The sequence below is a fragment of the Bradyrhizobium sp. WSM3983 genome, assembly GCF_000473045.1.
Lineage (GTDB): Bacteria > Pseudomonadota > Alphaproteobacteria > Rhizobiales > Xanthobacteraceae > Bradyrhizobium.
Genome location: NZ_AXAY01000033.1, coordinates 1 through 17,951 on the forward strand (window position 1 = coordinate 1; position 17,951 = coordinate 17,951).

The 17,951-nt window shown below is 62.4% G+C and carries 15 protein-coding genes; 3 read left to right on the top strand and 12 right to left on the bottom strand.

Annotated elements, in window-relative coordinates; genetic code table 11:
• Positions 1 to 407, bottom strand: a 407-nt coding sequence (locus YUA_RS0133800; RefSeq protein WP_027534651.1) for a GDP-mannose 4,6-dehydratase, incomplete at its 3' end; no start/stop codon positions are given.
• A 685-nt stretch (positions 408 to 1,092) separates the two neighbouring features.
• On the opposite strand from YUA_RS0133800, the gene YUA_RS0133805 reads away from it, so the two are divergent.
• Entirely contained in the window at positions 1,093 to 3,393 is a 2,301-nt protein-coding gene (locus tag YUA_RS0133805) for a polysaccharide biosynthesis tyrosine autokinase (protein ID WP_198029552.1), read from the top strand.
• 33 nt (positions 3,394 to 3,426) lie between these two features.
• Here the strand turns inward: YUA_RS0133805 and YUA_RS0133810 are convergent, their stop codons facing one another.
• The 9 genes from YUA_RS0133810 to YUA_RS0133850 form a co-directional block, all read right to left on the bottom strand.
• Positions 3,427 to 3,786, bottom strand: a complete 360-nt coding sequence (locus YUA_RS0133810) for a helix-turn-helix domain-containing protein (RefSeq protein ID WP_027534653.1) — start codon at positions 3,784 to 3,786, stop codon at positions 3,427 to 3,429.
• 246 nt (positions 3,787 to 4,032) lie between these two features.
• Complete coding sequence (locus YUA_RS0133815; protein ID WP_051383513.1) at positions 4,033 to 5,478, bottom strand: undecaprenyl-phosphate glucose phosphotransferase; 1,446 nt, start codon at positions 5,476 to 5,478, stop codon at positions 4,033 to 4,035.
• A 169-nt stretch (positions 5,479 to 5,647) separates the two neighbouring features.
• On the bottom strand, positions 5,648 to 6,664 hold the full coding sequence (locus YUA_RS0133820) for a peptidylprolyl isomerase (protein WP_027534655.1): 1,017 nt from the start codon (positions 6,662 to 6,664) through the stop codon (positions 5,648 to 5,650).
• Positions 6,661 to 7,251: a hypothetical protein gene (locus tag YUA_RS0133825; RefSeq protein WP_027534656.1), complete on the bottom strand. Its 591-nt coding sequence runs from the start codon at positions 7,249 to 7,251 to the stop codon at positions 6,661 to 6,663. Before YUA_RS0133825 ends, YUA_RS0133820 begins: the two co-directional genes overlap by 4 nt.
• Positions 7,252 to 7,253: 2 nt before the next feature.
• Positions 7,254 to 9,068 (bottom strand): putative porin, encoded by a 1,815-nt coding sequence (locus YUA_RS0133830; protein WP_027534657.1) that lies wholly within the window; start codon positions 9,066 to 9,068, stop codon positions 7,254 to 7,256.
• A 51-nt stretch (positions 9,069 to 9,119) separates the two neighbouring features.
• Positions 9,120 to 9,833 (bottom strand): TonB family protein, encoded by a 714-nt coding sequence (locus YUA_RS0133835; protein ID WP_027534658.1) that lies wholly within the window; start codon positions 9,831 to 9,833, stop codon positions 9,120 to 9,122.
• 9 nt (positions 9,834 to 9,842) lie between these two features.
• Entirely contained in the window at positions 9,843 to 10,247 is a 405-nt protein-coding gene (locus tag YUA_RS0133840; protein WP_027534659.1) for a biopolymer transporter ExbD, read from the bottom strand.
• Between the two features lie 4 nt (positions 10,248 to 10,251).
• Positions 10,252 to 12,189: a DUF2341 domain-containing protein gene (locus tag YUA_RS0133845; protein WP_027534660.1), complete on the bottom strand. Its 1,938-nt coding sequence runs from the start codon at positions 12,187 to 12,189 to the stop codon at positions 10,252 to 10,254.
• Positions 12,190 to 13,986 (bottom strand): ShlB/FhaC/HecB family hemolysin secretion/activation protein, encoded by a 1,797-nt coding sequence (locus YUA_RS0133850; RefSeq protein ID WP_245285322.1) that lies wholly within the window; start codon positions 13,984 to 13,986, stop codon positions 12,190 to 12,192. It lies immediately after the preceding gene.
• 335 nt (positions 13,987 to 14,321) lie between these two features.
• Here YUA_RS0133850 and YUA_RS45865 point away from each other — a divergent pair, with 335 nt between their 5' ends.
• Both YUA_RS45865 and YUA_RS52815 read left to right on the top strand, forming a co-directional pair.
• Positions 14,322 to 14,981 carry an RNA polymerase sigma factor gene (locus YUA_RS45865; protein WP_063627835.1) on the top strand — a complete coding sequence of 220 codons (660 nt, stop codon included), beginning with the start codon at positions 14,322 to 14,324 and terminating at the stop codon, positions 14,979 to 14,981.
• Positions 14,932 to 15,195 (top strand): DUF4880 domain-containing protein, encoded by a 264-nt coding sequence (locus YUA_RS52815; protein WP_084293042.1) that lies wholly within the window; start codon positions 14,932 to 14,934, stop codon positions 15,193 to 15,195. The genes YUA_RS45865 and YUA_RS52815 overlap by 50 nt, the downstream gene beginning before the upstream one ends.
• A gap of 15 nt (positions 15,196 to 15,210) precedes the next feature.
• Here the strand turns inward: YUA_RS52815 and YUA_RS45870 are convergent, their stop codons facing one another.
• Complete coding sequence (locus tag YUA_RS45870) at positions 15,211 to 15,990, bottom strand: lytic transglycosylase domain-containing protein (RefSeq protein ID WP_371259930.1); 780 nt, start codon at positions 15,988 to 15,990, stop codon at positions 15,211 to 15,213.
• A gap of 601 nt (positions 15,991 to 16,591) precedes the next feature.
• Entirely contained in the window at positions 16,592 to 17,782 is a 1,191-nt protein-coding gene (locus tag YUA_RS0133870) for a polysaccharide biosynthesis/export family protein (protein ID WP_035972464.1), read from the bottom strand.
• Positions 17,783 to 17,951 lie beyond the last annotated feature (169 nt).

Genomic DNA, 17,951 nt, shown 5'->3' on the forward strand with positions numbered 1-17,951 from the left:
TCGGAGGTCGAGGCCTGGTAGAACCGCGTCTCCTTCTCCATGCCGAGGATGCGGATCGCTTCGAGCAGCCGCAGCACGCCGATGGCGTCGGCGTTGGCGGTGTATTCCGGGCTTTCGAAGCTGACGGCGACGTGGCTTTGCGCTGCGAGATTGTAGATCTCGGTCGGCCGGATCTGCTGCACCAGGCGGATCAGATTGGTCGAATCCGTCATGTCGCCGTAATGCATCAGGAACGGCACATCGCCGACATGCGGATCCTGGTAAAGATGGTCGACCCGTGCGGTGTTGAACGAGGACGAGCGCCGCTTGATGCCGTGCACGACATAGCCGAACGACAGCAGATGCTCAGCCAGATAGGCCCCGTCCTGGCCCGTCACGCCGGTGATGAGAGCGACCCGCTTACTCATAAGAACTCATGACTCCCATGACGGTAGGACGGGGTATCGCCCGCTCGCTCGTGCAGCCGTCCATGCGATGCCCCTCCTTGCCAGAACGACAGCCGCGGTCATGCGAAATGTCGAAAGATCGAGTGCGATCGGTTGATCGCGCTACGAAAACAGGTGCATTCACTTACAGTGACTATGTATCGTCAGTTATGACAAGATAACACTTAACTCATTTCATTTGTTAGACCGCAACTCGTGCACCCGCACGACAAGTCCGACCGGATGCCATGACTTCGTCAAGCAAGCGTGGGCTACACGCCAACAAGGCCCGGTCCAGATTTCGCGCGCATTGCCAAGAGTCGGCGGTGATAGACATAGCCGATTTCGACTGCGTTGCGGCACGGCCTTCCGCAGATCCAATCCAACAGGTCCCGAAACGCATCAGAAGACGGCATCGTGACCGGCCCACGATCAATCAGCCGCGGGCCCGGCATATCATTCTGTTACATTTCTGTATTGTTTCACCGCTAGAGAAACAATCAATTCCGCGTTTCGCGAAGATAGAAGATAAACGTCGCGGGACATGTTGACTAAAGTGACGATGCGAGCGCCGACTTGCGATGGGACGAGGTCCCCGAGCGCGATGCCGTATTCGAACGACGCGGTTCTCATTCCCCGATCCCGCGGGTCCTGATCGACAATGAACATGTTATCGCGCCCGAATTGGGCCGACCACCGCCAGGATGAAGCGCCGCCTTCGCTTTCGGTCCTTCTCGAGCAACTGACAGCGCTCGTGCGTCGCCAGTATCGTTTGCTGCTCGCTATACCGGCCGCAACCCTGGCGATTGGCATGCTTTATCTCGCGGTCACGCCGCCACAATATACGGCCACCGCGACGCTGCTGATCGACAGCAGCGCTCTGCGGGTGCTTCAAAGTCAGCTGCAGCCGCAGGGCGACGTTCCACTCGACACTCTCCAGGTCGGTTCGCAAGTCGAAGTTCTAATGTCACGCAAGGTCGCGCTCGCGGTCATCAGGGCACTTAACCTTGCGGACGATCGCGATTTCATCGGGGCCGGCAAAAGCGCGTTTGGCCTCTCCGCGAGCGGGGATGAAGGCACGAAAGAGGATCGGGAAAACCAGGCGATCGAGGAAATATTGCGCAACCGCGTGGTCTCTCGCAGCGAGAAAACCTATGCGCTGACCATTTCTTACTCGTCACGTAACCCGGAGACCGCGGCCAAGGTCGCCAATGCGTTCGCTGAAGCCTACATCGAAGACCAGCTCGAAGCCAAATACCAGACGGTCACCCGAGCGAGCTCATGGCTGCAAGACCGGATCGGCGAGTTGAAGACCAAGGCAACGGCCGCGGACCGCGCCGTGCTTGAATTCAAGGAAAAGAACAAGATCGTCGATTTTGGCGGTTCCGGCAATGGCGCCGGCGGCCCGACTTCAAATCGGCTGATCGGCGAGCAACAAGCGTTCGAACTGAGCAGCCAACTCGCCTCGGCGCGGGCCTCGACCGGCGAGGCCAAAGCCCGGCTGGAACGGATCGAACAGGTCCGTCAGCTCGACGTCAGCCAGGCCGCCGTGGCTGACGTGCTCAAAAACGAAGTCATTACCCGCCTGCGTAACCAATATCTCGACCTCTCCGCGCGCGAAGCCAATATCGCGGCGCGCTATGGTGTGGACCATGAGGCCGCGGTGAACGTCCGCAACCAGATGGAAGAGGCCCGCCGCAACATTGCCGCCGAACTGTCACGGATCGCCGCAAGCACGCGCAGTGACTACCAGATTGCCAAGACCCGCGAGGAAAATCTCGAGCGGTCGTTGAACCAGCTCGTGTCCGAGGGCCAATCGGCACAGCGAGACCGACTTGGTCTCGCCGAACTCGACAGCTCCGCCAAGGTGTATCACAGCCTCTATGACAGCTTCCTTCAGCGCTATATGGAGGCCATCCAGCAACAATCGTTCCCCATCACGGACGCTCGCGTCATCAGCGCCGCCGTACCACCGGCGCGGAAGAGCAAGCCGATCGCATCTTTCGTACTTTCGATCGCAGCGACGATCGGCCTGCTCGCCGGCGTCGGTATCGCCGCCTTGCGGGAAGCGGTCGACGGAGTGTTCCGGACTGGCCGGCAAGCCGAGCAAGAGTTGGGCATCAGATGCCTTTCGGTGATACCACTCGCCGCAAACCACACCGCGGCTCTAGGACAATCTCCAGGCAAACCAGCGCGGATCGAGACCTTGCAGAATTCACTGCGACGGGCCGATCGCACTTCAGAAACGGCGGTACCAATCTATAATTTTGTCGACCCGCTGATGCGGCAGGCAGCCGACGACCCGCTCTCGACCTTCGCCGAGGCCTTTCGCGCGATCAAAATCAGAGCTTCGCTCGAGGCTTCAGTCCGGGACAACAAGGTCATCGGCGTCACCTCGATGCTTCCTAACGAAGGCAAGTCGACGATCGCCAGTAACCTGGCCGCGTTGATGGCCGACGCAGGCAAGCGCGTCGTCCTGGTCGATGCCGATTTGCGCAACCCCACCCTGGCCCGGTCCATCAGCCCGCAGCCATCAAAGGGATGGCTAGACGTCCTGAGCGGCGCAATCGATCTCGGCGCGGCGATTGGAGAAGAGCGCGGCTCCGGACTGGCGCTCCTCCCGGTTGCCCCAGGCGAAGCCACGCTTCACGCCGATGAAGTCCTGTCGTCCCCGGATTTCCACGGCATGATCAACGCGCTGCGCGAGCGCTTCGACTATGTCATCATCGACCTTCCGCCGACTGCACCGGTGGTCGACGTTCGCGCGGTCCTGCCAATAGTCAACTCGCTCGTCTTTGTCGTCGAATGGGGTAAGACCAGGGTCACTTCCGTTCGCAGGCAACTCCTGGCCGAGCCGGAATTGCGCGATCGCCTGCTCGGCGTGGTCTTGAACAAGGCGAACCTAAAGATCCTCGGCCAGTTCGAGCAACCCGGCGCCTACCTCAACGGCTACTATCCCCGCGGCTGATCAGGATCGTGGCCGAGGTCCCCCGCCGGAGCGTCAACCGTTGTCCGGACGGCGAAGACGGGCTTCCTGTCGGGCGCCGAGTGCATCCTCCAGCTTCAGCTTCTCCAACAGCATGTCGGTCACGAGCCGGCGCAACTGCGCGTTTTCGAGCTCCAACCGCTTGATCGCACCCGCATCGGCATCGACCGCGCCAGGTTGCCCCCTCGAAAGGGAATTTCCCCCCAGTTCAGGAGGACCGGCGACTGGCTCCATCTTCTTCCAGCGGTGATAGGTCATTATGCTCACACCGAGAGCTTTGGATATCTCTCGCTGCGTCTTGCCCCTCAAGGCGAGATCGTTTGCCTGCGCCAGCTTGGCCGCGATCTCTCCAGAGGCATGCCTCTTGCCTACCATATGTCCCGCTCCGGTCGAATCTTGCGTTCAAGGCATTGTTAGTAATCCCAAATCCCCAATCATTTCAATAGGCCAACGCAAATTCATCTCGCCGGCAGGACCGGCAAGACGATGCATCATGTGAGCAAGCTGCATTTGTGACCCTGACACAAGTCGGAAATCAATCAAGATCACGCTAAATGCTGCAGAAGAGACAGGTCAAGTTAGCAATCGGTAATCGTCACATCCAATCGACAGCAGACACCCTCAATACGCGTTCCGTTGCCGAGTTAGCTCGAACACCGTTCGCAGTATTATTGTAACATCAAGTATTAGACTCCAATTGTTAACATACCACAAATCCAACGTTATGCGACGCTCCATCAGCTCAAGGCGAGGCGTTCCGCCCCTGTACCCCTGAACCTGCGCCCAGCCGGTAATACCCGGCTTCACGTGGTGGCGAAACGCATAGTTCGCGATCACCCTGCCGTATTCGTAATCGTGAACCAGCGCGTGCGGACGCGGACCGACGATGGACATGTGACCCAGCAGCACGTTCCAGAGTTGCGGCAGCTCATCAATGCTGCTCCGGCGCAGCACGCGGCCAACCCTTGTGACGCGCGGATCCCTCTGAGTCGCCTGGACCACCGCTGCACCATCCTCGAGAACCTTCATGGTGCGCAGCTTGAAAATCATGAAGGGCTTGCCGTTGAAGCCGTGACGCTGCTGCCGGAAAATCACGGGACCTTTCGATTCGAGCTTGATGGCGATTGCAGCCAGTATCAGCAGCGGCGTCAGCATGACCATGGCGAGAGCCGCGACGACGATATCCAGCGCCCGCTTGGCGAAGCGCTCGAACGGCATGAGGGGGGTACGCTGCACCTCGACCATGTAGAGCGCTTGCGGCATCGACATTTGACGGCCGAGCACCGTCGACACGTCGCGATCGGGCAACAGGCGGACCGGGAGCGGAAACACTCTGAGCAGCTTCAGCAAATGCTCGATCTCATGTGGCTGCGACCAAGGCAGCGCAAGAACGATCTCGTCCGCCGGCGTTTCCCGCACCTGCTCGACCAGACTCGATTGGAATTGCGCAGGCATCCAGCCCGCCTCCCGGCCCGAAGGCAACACGATGCGAGCGGCCTCATCGATCCCGAAGCGGAATAACAGGACGTCCGGCGCCTGCAGCGCCAGCTCGTTCCGGCAGCCGATCACGACCGCACGCCTGCCGCGGATGGAGCCTTTCATCAGCGATCCGCCCAGCCAGCGTTTGGCGATCGGTCGCGCAGACACCAGCCCGAGGCCCCCCAGCGCAAAGAACCCGACGACCGCGCCGCGCGAGACGTCAGCGCCAGCCTTGAACAGGAAGAGGACGACGATGAGAATCAGGATCGCAACGGCCCAGCTCGCCCAGATCCGCCGGCCGTCGCGCGGCCGTCCGAACAGATCGCTATAGCGGTAAAGTCCGAGACAATGCGCCATCAGCACATAGCCGAGGCTCGCGACCAGCCCCAAGCCCGTGGGGGCGGCGCCGATTTCGGCGAGCCCGCTGCCCAGTGTCACCTGGTAGAGGACAGCGCCGAGTTCTCCCGCGATGACGATGATCGCGACGTCGAGAGCGGCAAGCAGCGGTTCTATTGCGGCAAACGGAATGGTGATCCGCGGTCTGGATCGCTTCTGCAGGACGGACGAGGGCTGGCTGAGATCGGTCACGCGCAATGCTCCGATGGCTCGCCCCCGGTAGCATGTCGCCTATATCATTATTATGATGATTTGTTATTTGGTAACGATACAATCAACCTCGATCGCGGGCGCTCGATGCAGCCGCTGCTGCAGCCGCCGGACATCAACGGTTGACGCGCTTCGATCAGCCACAACTCTCCTATTTGGCCTCGAGCAGCTTGGAGAGCGCAATCTCGTTGACGACCGGTGGCGACTGCTTGAGCAACTCCGACATGTAGGCGCGACGATTTGCTTCCGCGCGCTCGGCCCGCAGACGCTGCACCAGCATGTCCCGGACCTCCGCCAGCGCACGTGTGCGCGCGGCCTCGGTGTCGAGAAGCTTGAGAATGTGCCAGCCATCATCGAGACGGATCGGATCAGCGATACCGGCCTTCGTCAAGCCGATCACCTGGCCGCGGATCTCGGCCCGCAAGTCCGGCTCGGCCACCCAACCGACCTCCCCGTCGCGTTCGGCGGTCGAGGCGTCATCGGAGGAGCTACGTGCGAGGCCGCCGAAATCCTGGCCAGCCTGCCTCGCCTTCTTGACGACCTCGTCCAACTTCTTGCGCGCGGCCTCTTCAGCAGCCTTGTCCGCGTCCTTCGCGACATTGACGACGATTTGAGCGAGTTTGAAACGGCGCGGCACCAACAGCGCGGTGGCGTTGGCGTCATAGACGTTCTTGATATCGGCCTCACTTGGATAGCTGTCTGGCGGCGTCGTGACGGATTGCAGGTAGGTCTCGGCGATCAGGCTGTCGCGCGCCCGCGCGAGTTGCTCCGCGACAGCGGGCTGCTGCTCCCACTTCTTGCCGAGCGCCTCCTTGAGCACGAGGCGGTTGGCCAGGATGGCGCGCACCGTCTGGTTGAGAAGCCCGGGATCGCGTGCCACCGCGCTTTTCTGCTGCGGATCGAGATAAGAGATCGCTGCGCGCACCTCTTCCGCCGTTACGTCGCTGTCGCCGACGCGGGCGACCACCTCACCACCCTTCACCCCGGCGCCCTCTTCGGCAGCGGGTGCCGGCGGCCTGGGTGACGCGGCCGGGGCCGGCGACGCAGGTGCGGCTGCACGGGCCGGCGCGGGCTGGTTGCCCTGACGCGTCTGCGCCACCGCAACGGTCGACACTGCCGCGCTCATCATCAGCACCAGCACGGCACGGCCAAAAAACTTCGTCCTCATGGATTGACCTTCTGTTCGATGATCTTGTCGCGATAGTCCTGCGCGGCATTCTGGTGTTCGACGCGCTTCAGCCCGAAGACCGGATCATGGTCGAGCACCTTCTCGAGCGGGTTCATGGCTTCGTATTTCGTGACGATCTCGTCGGCCGTCCTCGCCAAGTTGACGTTCTTGGTCGTGCAGGCCTTCATGCTTGCCTTCAGGGCCGTGGCCTCGCCCTCGAATCTGGTCCGTTCGGCATCCTTGGTTCGCGCCACGGAGGCCGCTTCGCCATAAGCGCCCTTCCATTTCTCGAGCGCTTCGTCACGCTCGGATATCCGATCGTTGAAATCCTTGACCGCCCGCCGATAAGCCTGCTCGGCCTCCTTCACCTGGGCTCGAAAGGTCTCGTTCTGCTTCTTCAGGCGATCGCGTTCCTGCTCGGCGGCAATCGCCCTCGCTTGCAGGGCCGCGCGTTGATCCTCCAGCGCGCGTGTCTGGGCCGTCGCACTGCGCAGCGCCTCGCGTAAGCGATCGCTTTCCTGATCAGCATGGGCGACCATCGGTCCGCCGAACGCCAGAAGGATGACAAGGGGAACAAGCCTGCGCATGGTCAGAACTTCGCGTTAAGGTCGAGTTGGACAATATCGACGGCGTAAGGGAGGCTGGTAATGTTGTTTGCGCTCATCCAACGCACCGTCGCCCAGACATTCTCGCCGAGGCCGACATTGCCGCCGATGAAATATCCCTTCAGATTGGTGCCGCCGAGCCCGAAATCGGAATCGACGAACGCGTCGATCATTGCATCCGATTCAAGATACTTGTAGCCGACAAACGCGTTCCAATCCCAGAGATGCTTGACCTCCTTGTCGCCCACGGTAAGGCGCGCAAGCCAACCCTTGTCCCCGCCGTTGAATGGGCCATTCACGCCGCCCGATCCCGGCCCAAAATTGTTGATTGCAGCGGCTGCGACGGCGCCTTTGTTGAACGCGGTGTTCCAGACATATTCACCGTCGATAATGATATGGACTGGATTGAACTGCGCGAGATCGAGTTGACCACTGGCGACGACCGGGCGGAAGTCGCTGGCAAGGCCGTAATATTGATAGTTCACGGTCGAACCGAGCGTCGTCGTAACGGCCGGGACGTTGCGCAACCACATATAGGTGTTGCCCTTCTGGGCAAAGGGCGGCCGCAGATAGTCTGTGTTGCAAATGTCGCTGGCGTTGTAGACGAAACATTCGCTGGAAAGGCGCCCCTTCACGTTCGTGAAGTCGTAGTACGCGAATGCCAAGGTCAGGTTGGTCGCGGGATCCAGCTTTGCTGCGAAGCCGGCCTGCGCACCAAACAGCCATTTGTCATGGCTTGGGAGGCGGACGGAACTGGCTGTGCTGGTGCTATCCGCGATGTTCAACGACGCATTCAGGTCCGTATTGAACAAGGGAAAGGCACCGGCCGCAGCAAACGGTGTGAAGCCCTCGAAGACTTCATGCTTGGCCTGCACGGCGACACCGTCGAAGCCGATATCGCGGTACCAGACAAGGTCGGTGGGTGACCAGAAGGGATTGTCGAACCGCCCGACGGAAGCCGCGAAATCCGGAAGCGGCTGATATTTGATGAATGCGCGATCCAGCCAAAGCGCGTATTTCGAGAAATTTCCACCATTGGCGCCGAAAGTCTGATTGGTCGACACCGGCGAGCTGCTCTCGCCGGTGGCAATTCTCAAGCCCGCTGCAAAGCCGTCGAATAGATCCACGTCGGCACCGAGCCGAGCCCGGAAGCGAAAGCGGTTGCGATCCTGGGTCGTATTGTAACTCGGTGGGAAATATGGATTCTTCGCGTTCGCGTTATCCTCCAGGAACGGTGCGCCAGTGTTGGTCGCATTGTAGTTCTGCATCGGTCCGTTGCCGGACGGAAAGAAATCACCTTCGTATCGCGTGCGGATGTCGCCGTAGAACCGAATCCGTTGCGCCCACTCCGGATATTTTCCGGGCGAGGCCCAATTCTCCTTCTCGGCCTTCGCCATCACCTCGGCGCGGATCTCGTCGCGAAGCTGCTTCTTGACGAGTTCGGGCACGTAGGTGACGCGCTTGGTGCCAGGCGGCGATGTTGCATCGGCGGCGCTGGTTGCCTTCTTCTCGGCGCCCTCGGCCTTGGCAGCCGCATCGCGCGTGGCCTGGCGGGCGACATAGGCCTCGTCGTCGGCCTGCTTGACCAGCGTGGCCGCCTGCTCCTCGGTGAGTGTTCCCTGCTTCACGAGAAGGTTGATCAGGTTGACCGTCGCATTGGACGATGGCGGCGCATCGCGCGACACGGTCGGACGCTTGCCCTGCGGCAGCCCATCGTCCTGCGCCGCGGCGGGGGCTGCGGTCGCGATCAGCATCAAGGCCGTCGCCGCCAGCTCTCGCGTCTTCATTTCACGCCACATGACGTAACCTCTTCTGCTCTCGACTTACTCATGTTGTTCGTCTCATCGCGCTCAGCCCCGGCTTTGGGTTCTGAAGCGAGTGATAATCGGCATTGGCATGTCCTTGGGTGGCGGCTCGCGCACATGCATGTCCCCCACGAGCTGATCCCGGATCTCCGCATCGAGCGCGCTGTCTCCCGTCGATGGCGACAATTGAACCCGAGTGACCTTGCCCGTACTGTCGAGCCACACCTTCACTTCGGCTTGCATCATGGCGTAGCGCGTTTTTTCGTTCGCCTGCCAACGCGCCTCGATCTGCGACTGGAGCATGCTCGCGTACCAGCCGAAGCGGCTGCCGCCGCCGCCCCCGCCACGGCCTTTGCCCTGTGCCAGACCACCGCTGCCCGGCCCGTTGCCGAGACCGAGATCCGGTGGGCCCGGCGTCGGATCCGGTCCGACGTCGGGCGGTGCGTCGTTGGGAATGTCGACGGGCTTCTCTTCGACGACGTCCTTAACGGGGGTCTGCTCCATCACTTTCTGCTCGGGCTGCTGTTCCGGCTGCTGCTCGGGCGGAGGCGGCGGTGGTGGCGGAGGCGGCGGCGGCGGAAGCACCATCGTCACCTGAAGCTCGTTCACCTTGCGCGGCGGATCCTTGTCGCCACTCATCACCATGATGACGACGCCGACTACCAACGCGATGACGACCAGCGCCGAGCCGCCGAGCAGCAGATAGCGCCGCCATGCCGGCGGGCCGTCGTCGTCGTTGCTGTCGTCGTCCCACGCCATCGTCCCGTCTCATCTCGCCGACGGCTTGGTCGCCATGCCGACCTGGGTGAAGTTGAGGCGGCCCAGCAGATCGAGCACGTCGACGACGTTCTGGTACTGGGTCTGGCTGTCGCCGCGCACGACGATCGGAAATTCAGGCGTGAGCGCACGCTGCTGCACCAGTCGCTGCTCGAGCTCGGGCAGCGTCACGGGGATGGTGTCCAGAAACAGCTTACCGTCATTGGCGACCGTGATGGCCTTGGTGGTCTGTTGCGCCAGCGACGGCGCCGCACTCGCCTTCGGCAAATTCACCTTCATGCCCTGCACGGTCGCCGTGGTCATGATGATGAAGATCACCAGCAGCACGTAGGCGAGATCGAGCATCGGCGTGATGTTGATGTCGTCGTACGGCTTGCTTTCGGACTGGACTTGCATGGGTTCACTCCGCCGCCTGCTTCACCGGCTCTTCCGGCAATTCGTAGGACTCAGCGATCCGCGTGATGAACTCATCGACGAAGACCTGCATCTCGCTGCTGACATCCTTGATGCGGATCGTCAGGTAGTTGTAGGCAAACAGCGAGGGGATCGCGACGCCGAGGCCTGCGACGGTGGCGACCAGCGCGGCCGCGATACCCGGCGCGATCGCATTGACGTTGACGTCGCCGCTGGCCGCGATCGCCGCGAAGGTGATCATGACGCCGACCACTGTGCCGAGCAGGCCGAGGAACGGACCGCCCGAGATCGCGATCGTCAGCATCACCATCAGGCGATTGAGGCGCTGGCTCTCCCGCACGAAGCCGCTGTCGAGCACGGCGCGGATCGACTGGATTGCCTGCGGCGACAGCCGGCGGTAACCGCCACCCGCAAAGCGGCGCCGGATCTCCTGCGCACCGGCCGCGAACAGGTGGTAGAGCGGCGCGGCATGGACCACCTTGCGCTGCTTCTTGCCGAGCTCGCCCCCGAAACTGGGATCATTCTCCTGGTTGTCGAGCTGGAGCAGCCCTCCGATGTCGGTCGAGGTTTCGCGAAAATGCTTGAGGAAGATCGTGTTGCCGGCCGAGACCCTGTTCAGATACGAGACACGATCGACCATGACGTACCAGCTGATCAACGCCATGATCCCGAGCAGGCCGATGACGACCCAGCCGTCCGGCGTCACCGAGCGCAGGATCACGCCGAAATAGCCGCCGCTGAACCAGCCCGCGTTCTCCTCGTCGACGCTGAATGAGATCAGCTTGGCCTGATCCGGGCCCTGTCCGATCGCACCGAGCTTGATGAAGCCGGCCGGGCGCGCGACCTTGGCGATCTGGAACTCGTCGATATCACCGGCAAAGCCGGCGGCAGCGCCGGTCGGCGCGGCAGCGGCCGGAGCCGCATCGGCCGCAGGTGCAGCCGCATCCCCTGCCGGAGCCGGAGCCGCCGCAGATGCGGCACGGCCGAGCTGCGCCACTCCGGTCATGGTGGGAAGACCGGCGGCGAGCGTCGCAACCTGGTTACCATCGACGTAGAGCGTGATCTGCGCGCCCTTTGCGGTGAAGGCGATCTGGTGCCAGGTCCCGGCCGTGATTGCCGCGCCACCGACGCTGCGCTGCGCGCTGCCACCATTGGCCACTTCCACGTAAGCGACGCCGTTGTCCAATGCAACGGTGAGTCCGTTCGTACCTTCGCTGCGCGAAAACAGTACCGCGCCAGGCTGTGGCGCGGTCATCTTGATCCAGAGCGACCAGGTGAGCTCACCGTTCTCGGCGACCACCAGCGAGGGCGAGCCCGGAAGCATGAGCGCAGTCTGCCCGTCGAGGCGCGCGCCTTGGCCGATGATGGCGCCATCCGCGCTCGGCACGGCATTCTGCGCAATGTTCGCCCAGGCCGTGACGTCCTGCGCCGGCGTCGAGCGGTCGTTGAAATGATAAACCAGCAGTGTATCGGGATCGTAGGTGCCCTTGGCATCGACCGCAGCCGGCGTCTTCTGGTTTCCGTAGTAGAGCCAGATGTCGTTCTTGGCGCCCGGCTTCAGATCGGGAACGCCGACCCAGACCAGCGCCTCGCCGAGCAGCGAGTCGTATTTCTCGATATGGTGCTTCAGTGGCGTCTTGTCGTCGGCCGCGACGAAGCGAAGATCGCCGCCATCCTCCTTCGCCGCGCCGAAGCGGAAATTGCCGACATGCAGACGCACCAGCACCGGCGTGGCGCCGATCGCATCGCTGATGCCGGCGCCCGACGGGCCGGTGTCGATGGTGATCTTCTTGCGCAGCGTCCACTGATCGTTCCACCACGCAGCGGCCGGCCCCGGCCACAGCATGACCAGAAGGGCGAATAGGAGCAGAGCCGGCCCACTCAGGCCGGCGCGCGCGACTGATCCGAAGCGACGGAGCGACATCTAGAATTCTCCCCACACGCGAAAGCTGAACCTGGGATGGTTGGCGAGCGTGGTCTGCTGATTGGTCAGTGGCACACCGACCAGGACGACGCTGTTGAGGTAGCGCAGGGTCTTCATGCGCATGCCAACGCCATAGCTCGCAAGATCGAAGTGCGATTGCTGGTCGACGAGCGGTTCGTGGATTCGCGTGTGGCCCCCATCGGCGAAGGCGAAGAACCGCCACTCGTCGAACGCGTTGTATTTGACCGGATCGCCGGTCGGGTTCGGGAGCTTCTGCTCCATATAAGGCGCAAGATTCGGGCTGCGCAGTTCGAGCATGCCGGCAACGCCGAAGTCTCCGAGCACCTCGGACTCGAGATATCCGCGCACCGTGTCCTGGCCACCAAGGCTGATCTGCTCGCTGGAGACCAGGGGCTGGTCGCTAGCCTGTCCCTGGAGCTTGGCGTAGAGCTGGAAGCCTTCGGCAAGGTCCTGGGTATGCGAGATGTCCGCATGCAGGCTGACGAAGCTGCTGGTGGCCTTGTAGCGCTTGGCATCGAACTCGCCCGGACTGCTGCCGACGCCGCGCAGGCCCGCGGTGACCGTCGCGTTGAGCTGAGTCAGCCTTTTGTCCGCCTGCCAGCTCGCGCTGTAGGCCGCTACGACCGGAACATAGGTCACAGGGGAGCTGAAGGCGTCTTGGCCGAGCGTGAGCGTCTGCTCGAAATTCTTGTAGTCGACGCCGATCGACAGCGTATGGAACAGCTCGCCTTTCGTCGGCAGCGTGATCACTGCGCGCCCACCGATCACCTGTCCCGGGCCCACCACATTGGCACCACCGACGGTCGCGACCGAGCTATCCGATTTCAGGCCGTAAAGCAGAACACTGAGCCAGTCGAGGTCGGTCCGGGCCAGATAGGACCCGGAAATGACCATGGCGTCCTTCGGATTGAGCGGTGCCATCTGGTAAGTCCAGGTCATGGAATGACCGAGCTGCCAGAGATTGTCGTAGTGCATCGACACGCTCGAGCGCAGCGCGGTCGTGCTGGGGCTCTGTCGATTGTTGAGTTCGATACTGCCGTGGAGCGGCAACGTGTCGTCGACATTGAGATCGACGTCAACGGTTCCGGGCGTGGCGCCGGCCCGCAACGCGGGCGTGACGCGCCGGTCCGGCCAGCGGTTGAGCGCGACGATGTCGCTGGTCACCTGCTTGAAGTCGGGGAGTGCTCCCTCCTTGAGCGAGGGCGCACTGCGCTTGACGTTGGCGAGGTCGAAATAGCGCGATCCTTTGACGCGCAATCGTCCAATCCGGTTCTCGGTGACCTTCAACACGACGAAGCCGCGTTGCGCATCCTGCTGCGGCACCGATACGCTGACGGTCTGAAGACCCCTGTCGTGGTAGGCCTTCTCGACCGCGGCACGCGCCTTCTCGACGTCCTCAGAGGTGCGGCCGGGCCCGAGAAACGGATAGACAGCGCCTTCGACTTCTATCTGCGGCAGATTGTCTGCCCCCTCCACCCGGAATTCATCGATGTCGAAGCGAGGCTGCGGCGCCGTCTTGTCCGTCTTCGCGGCAGCCGGCGCGGGCTGACCACCCTGCGCTGGCTCGGCCTTGCCCTTGCCAGCGTCTGAGGACGCCGCCGGCCGCTTGCGCCCGGCATCGGCGTCGATTTCGCCGGGCTTCGCTGCCAACGGCGCGATGCCTATCGCCAACAGTGACACGCAACAGAGCGCCGTGCGCAACGTCGTCTGCGCAACGCCGTAGTCGCACGACTCAGGCAGCGGCGACAGCGGGCTTGCGCGACGCGGATGGCGCACGGCCCACGCCCTGACACTCCACGAATTCACGCAGCCCTCGATCTCGTTCTCGCCTGTCGGACGATTCCATCGTGACAGCGCACTCTCGGGCAGCCTGATTTGCGACCGGCTAGGTCGGTCAGGCGCCCATATCCGGTAGACGCCGTGGCCGCAGCTGCGGCGAAAAAAAACTCGAAATGACGCATTACATTATGAGATCAGGCAATGTGATGATTTCACGCAACATAACCGAACATAAAATATCTCGATAACGCAATGATACAAACGTCACAATAACGTTGTCGCGCCTCACTACGGTCCGCTCGAATTTGGGGCGGCGTTGAGTGGGGCGTACGATGGCCACGGACAATCTGGGAATTTTGCGCGACCTTCTGCTCGCCGAATATCATGATCTCAACCGGCGCCTGTCGCGACGGCTCGGTTCGGCGGAAAATGCATCGGAAGTGTTGCACGAGACCTATCTGCGCCTCGAAAAGATCAGCGAGATCGCCGAGGTCCGCAGTCCAAAGGCATATCTCTTTCGCATCGCGCTCAACATCGCCAACGATCGCCGCCGCAGCGAAATCCGCCGCCTGACAACGAGCGAGATTGAAACTCTCCTCGAAATCCCCGACGACCAGCCGGACGCGGCGCGTGTGATAGAGGACCGCTCGGAGATCAAGCTGCTCAGGCGGGCCATTGCCGAATTGCCGGAGCGCCGCCGCCGCGCGCTGCTGCTGTCGCGCGTCGAGGGAATGACCAATCGCGAGATCGCGGAGCTCCTCGGAGTGACCGTACGCACGATCGAGACCGACCTCAAGCAGGCCATCGAGCACTGCGCCCACAGATTGAAGCGTCCTGCTCGCGACAAATTCGGTTTTCAGCCTCCCGCATCGTCTTACGTTCAGAGACAGGTCGTCCGAGGCAAACCGCTTCCGACCGGAATCTGCGGGGAAGCGCTGGGTCGTGCCCAAGAGAGACCAACATCCCGACCCGTCGGAGTCCTTGGTTCGTGACGCCATAGTATGGGTCGTGCACTTGAACTCCGGCGATGCAACGGTCGCAGACGTCGAGCGCATCATGGATTGGCGCGCCAGGAGTCAGGCACATGAGAACGCGTTTCGTGACGCGGTCAGATGCTGGCGTGCGATCGGCGCCGCCCTCGCGAACGGGCCAGTTGCGAATCCGGACCATGCGCGCCGCAAACCGAGACGAAAGCCGCGCGCCTGATCCGCCACGTCCCGGTCACGGCGAGCCCGATGCGGCTCCCCGACCCGTCATTCCGCGAAGACGGGCGTTCAGCGCCGCGAAATTGACCGTAGCCGGCGCCGACAACGAACGAGCGCGCGGACCAGTTCCGGCACCCGGCGTGCGGCCAAATGTCGGCTGCGGCACCGAGCCGGTGACGACCACCCCGTTGGCCGACAGGTGCTGGCGGACGCGCTGACAGTATTCGACCGACAGATAGGAGAACCGCGTCTCGCCATGGCCGGCCCGATACTTCATGGCTGCCGTGCAGATGTCCTGCCCGGCCAGCCGCCAGGCACCGGCGAGATATTTGACACCGTAGTGGACGTTGACCTCGGGCGCAGCGAGCTCGGCTGCGCCGCCGGAAAAGCCGAGCATGCGCGCCGTCGGCAGCATCACCTGCATCAGCCCCACCTCTCCGTCCATGCCGACGACGCCGGGATTGTAGCGGCTTTCGACGGCCATGATGGCGTCCACGAACGCCGGCGGAAGACCGAACGCGGCAGACTCGTGTTCGACGATCGCCCGATATTCATTGCGACCCGTTCGCCAGTCGCGTCCGAATGCGGCGCTCATGCGCGGAAATCCGTAGCCGGTAAGCGGACTGCCCGGCGGCAGATCCGCCGCGGTGAGCCGCCTCACCTCGAACCGCTCGAGATTGAGCGGTTGCGGATTGTCAAGGTCGGTCCCTTCCGTGGCAGGCGCGACCTCGCTCGCTGCGATCGCGTCGATCGACTGGGCTGCGGTCTCGCCGGTCAGCGCCACAGCGAGCAACACCGCCGCCGTAGAGCGCCATCGGCATCCTCCATCAGACACACACCGGCCCTTCATCGGCACATTCCTCAACGACGCGGCAGGGCGTAGGCCGGTACAGACGGCCGAGAGGGAACGACCGAGCGTCCATAGTTGGAGCCGTATTGCTGCCGAACGCCGGCCTCGTTGACGTTCCCAACCCGTACATCTGGCGAGCGCGCATCGATTGGTGGCAGGTTGAGTGAGGGGTTGACGCGGTCAACCTCGCGCCGCAGCTGCTGATTGATGCAGCCAAACGCACTTTCGTCGCCGATTCTGACGTCGACGCAGCGCTCCACGGCCGAGGCCTTGGGTTGCCCCCCGATGATTGTGCTTTCAGAGCGGTGCCCCGCGCCCGGAGCGACGTTTGCCGTCTGGGCCGGGGCGATCGCCGGGACAGCAACGCCAACGCACGCGATAGCGATGCGGTGCCTCCACGACTGGCATTTCATTCGCACCATGATGCTCCAATTCCCGAAGTCCCCGCGCGACCGGTTGTCGGAATATGAGACACGTCGCTTCAATACCTCGATACAATACGTCGTGCGAGTGAGAAGGTCATGATATTTCCGCGCATCAGACACCCTTAGCGCAACTTGCTGTTGATCTGGGCGACGAAAACATCATTGACGAGATTGACGCCGTTTTCCGACGTCACAAATGTCGTGTTGATGAAGTTCAGAACCTTTGTGATGTCCACCTGTGGTGCATTCGCGGCGTAGACCACATCGAACGGGCGCATCTGCATCTTGGTGGACAGGAAATAGCCGGCCGGATCCTGAAAGCTGACATTGAAGACAACCGGCACGGTCTCGCCATCGAACTTCGAGCAGTCGATGCCAAGCTTTTGGGCAACCTCACGGGGTTCCCGGCGATACACGAACACCGAGCCGGGGTCTGCCTGCAAGTCCAGCAGGCCGCCGGCCTTCGCCACGGCCTGGGTCAGATTGATCCGCCACGCATCGAAATTGAATTCGCCCTGCTGGCCGGTCGCACCAAAAGCCAGGAACTTCATCGGTTCGCGATACAGATAGATCCGATCCCCCGGCTGGACGAAGATATTCGTGGAAGGCCAATAGACGAGGTTGGCGAAGGGGATTGTCGCCCGCTTCCCGTTGCGCTCCATAACGACCCACGTCTCCCAGCCGGCGCCGCTGATGCCTCCTGCCCTCGTGATCGCGTCGGTAATCCGATCCTGTGCACCGGAGGCGGGCATCGGAAAGCGCACGGGTGCCTTGACCTCGCCGAACACGCTGACCAGCGACGAGCGCTGCTGGCTGGACGTGACCACGACCTGCGGGTCAATGGCCCGCTTCTTGATGCGTTGGAGGATATCCTCCTGGATCTGCACGTTGGTGCGCCCGGCCGCCCGCACCGCTCCAGCGTAGGGAACGGTGATGTTGCCATCATTGTCGACGGCCTGGTCTGGTAGGTTGACATAATTGCCCGGGCGAACGCCGGCCTCGAGCGGCACGAAAAGGCCGCCAGCAGCCGCCTCGAAAATTGTAACGCTGACGATGTCACCGATTCCGAACCGAATGCTGGCCGGCGGACGACTGTCCCGCAGAGCACCCGGAAGACCGTCCGGCTCATATTTTTCGAGCACTTGCAATATGGCTGGCGTCAGCTTCACGACGGAAAACGGTAGCGTCTGGCTGCTTTCCGTCTTGACGTCGAGGCTGGCAGGTCCCGCCATCGGAATGAACCCACACCCGCCAGCCATCACCGAACAGGCGAGGCTGCATGCGATCGCAAGAAAGCTCTTCAACCGCATCATAACGCGTTCGAACCGAAGTTGAATAAAGGGGGCCGTGCGCCTCGCGACGCCGGCGGCGGCAGCACTCCGGCGATCCAGCCGAGCCTGATGTCCTGCCCCTTCTAGAAGACGTCGCACACGCCGCTGTCACGAAAACATGGAGTGAGGATGATCCCAGCCCGGCGATGGC

What these genes read in the sequence shown, in the direction of transcription:
- YUA_RS0133805 (WP_198029552.1), top strand. Translation starts at nt 1,093, where the DNA reads ATGTTATCGCGCCCGAATTGGGCCGACCACCGCCAGGATGAAGCGCCG.
- YUA_RS0133810 (WP_027534653.1), bottom strand. Translation starts at nt 3,786, where the DNA reads ATGGTAGGCAAGAGGCATGCCTCTGGAGAGATCGCGGCCAAGCTGGCG.
- YUA_RS0133820 (WP_027534655.1), bottom strand. Translation starts at nt 6,664, where the DNA reads ATGAGGACGAAGTTTTTTGGCCGTGCCGTGCTGGTGCTGATGATGAGC.
- YUA_RS0133825 (WP_027534656.1), bottom strand. Translation starts at nt 7,251, where the DNA reads ATGCGCAGGCTTGTTCCCCTTGTCATCCTTCTGGCGTTCGGCGGACCG.
- YUA_RS0133830 (WP_027534657.1), bottom strand. Translation starts at nt 9,068, where the DNA reads ATGTGGCGTGAAATGAAGACGCGAGAGCTGGCGGCGACGGCCTTGATG.
- YUA_RS0133835 (WP_027534658.1), bottom strand. Translation starts at nt 9,833, where the DNA reads ATGGCGTGGGACGACGACAGCAACGACGACGACGGCCCGCCGGCATGG.
- YUA_RS0133840 (WP_027534659.1), bottom strand. Translation starts at nt 10,247, where the DNA reads ATGCAAGTCCAGTCCGAAAGCAAGCCGTACGACGACATCAACATCACG.
- YUA_RS0133845 (WP_027534660.1), bottom strand. Translation starts at nt 12,189, where the DNA reads ATGTCGCTCCGTCGCTTCGGATCAGTCGCGCGCGCCGGCCTGAGTGGG.
- YUA_RS45865 (WP_063627835.1), top strand. Translation starts at nt 14,322, where the DNA reads ATGGCCACGGACAATCTGGGAATTTTGCGCGACCTTCTGCTCGCCGAA.
- YUA_RS0133870 (WP_035972464.1), bottom strand. Translation starts at nt 17,782, where the DNA reads ATGATGCGGTTGAAGAGCTTTCTTGCGATCGCATGCAGCCTCGCCTGT.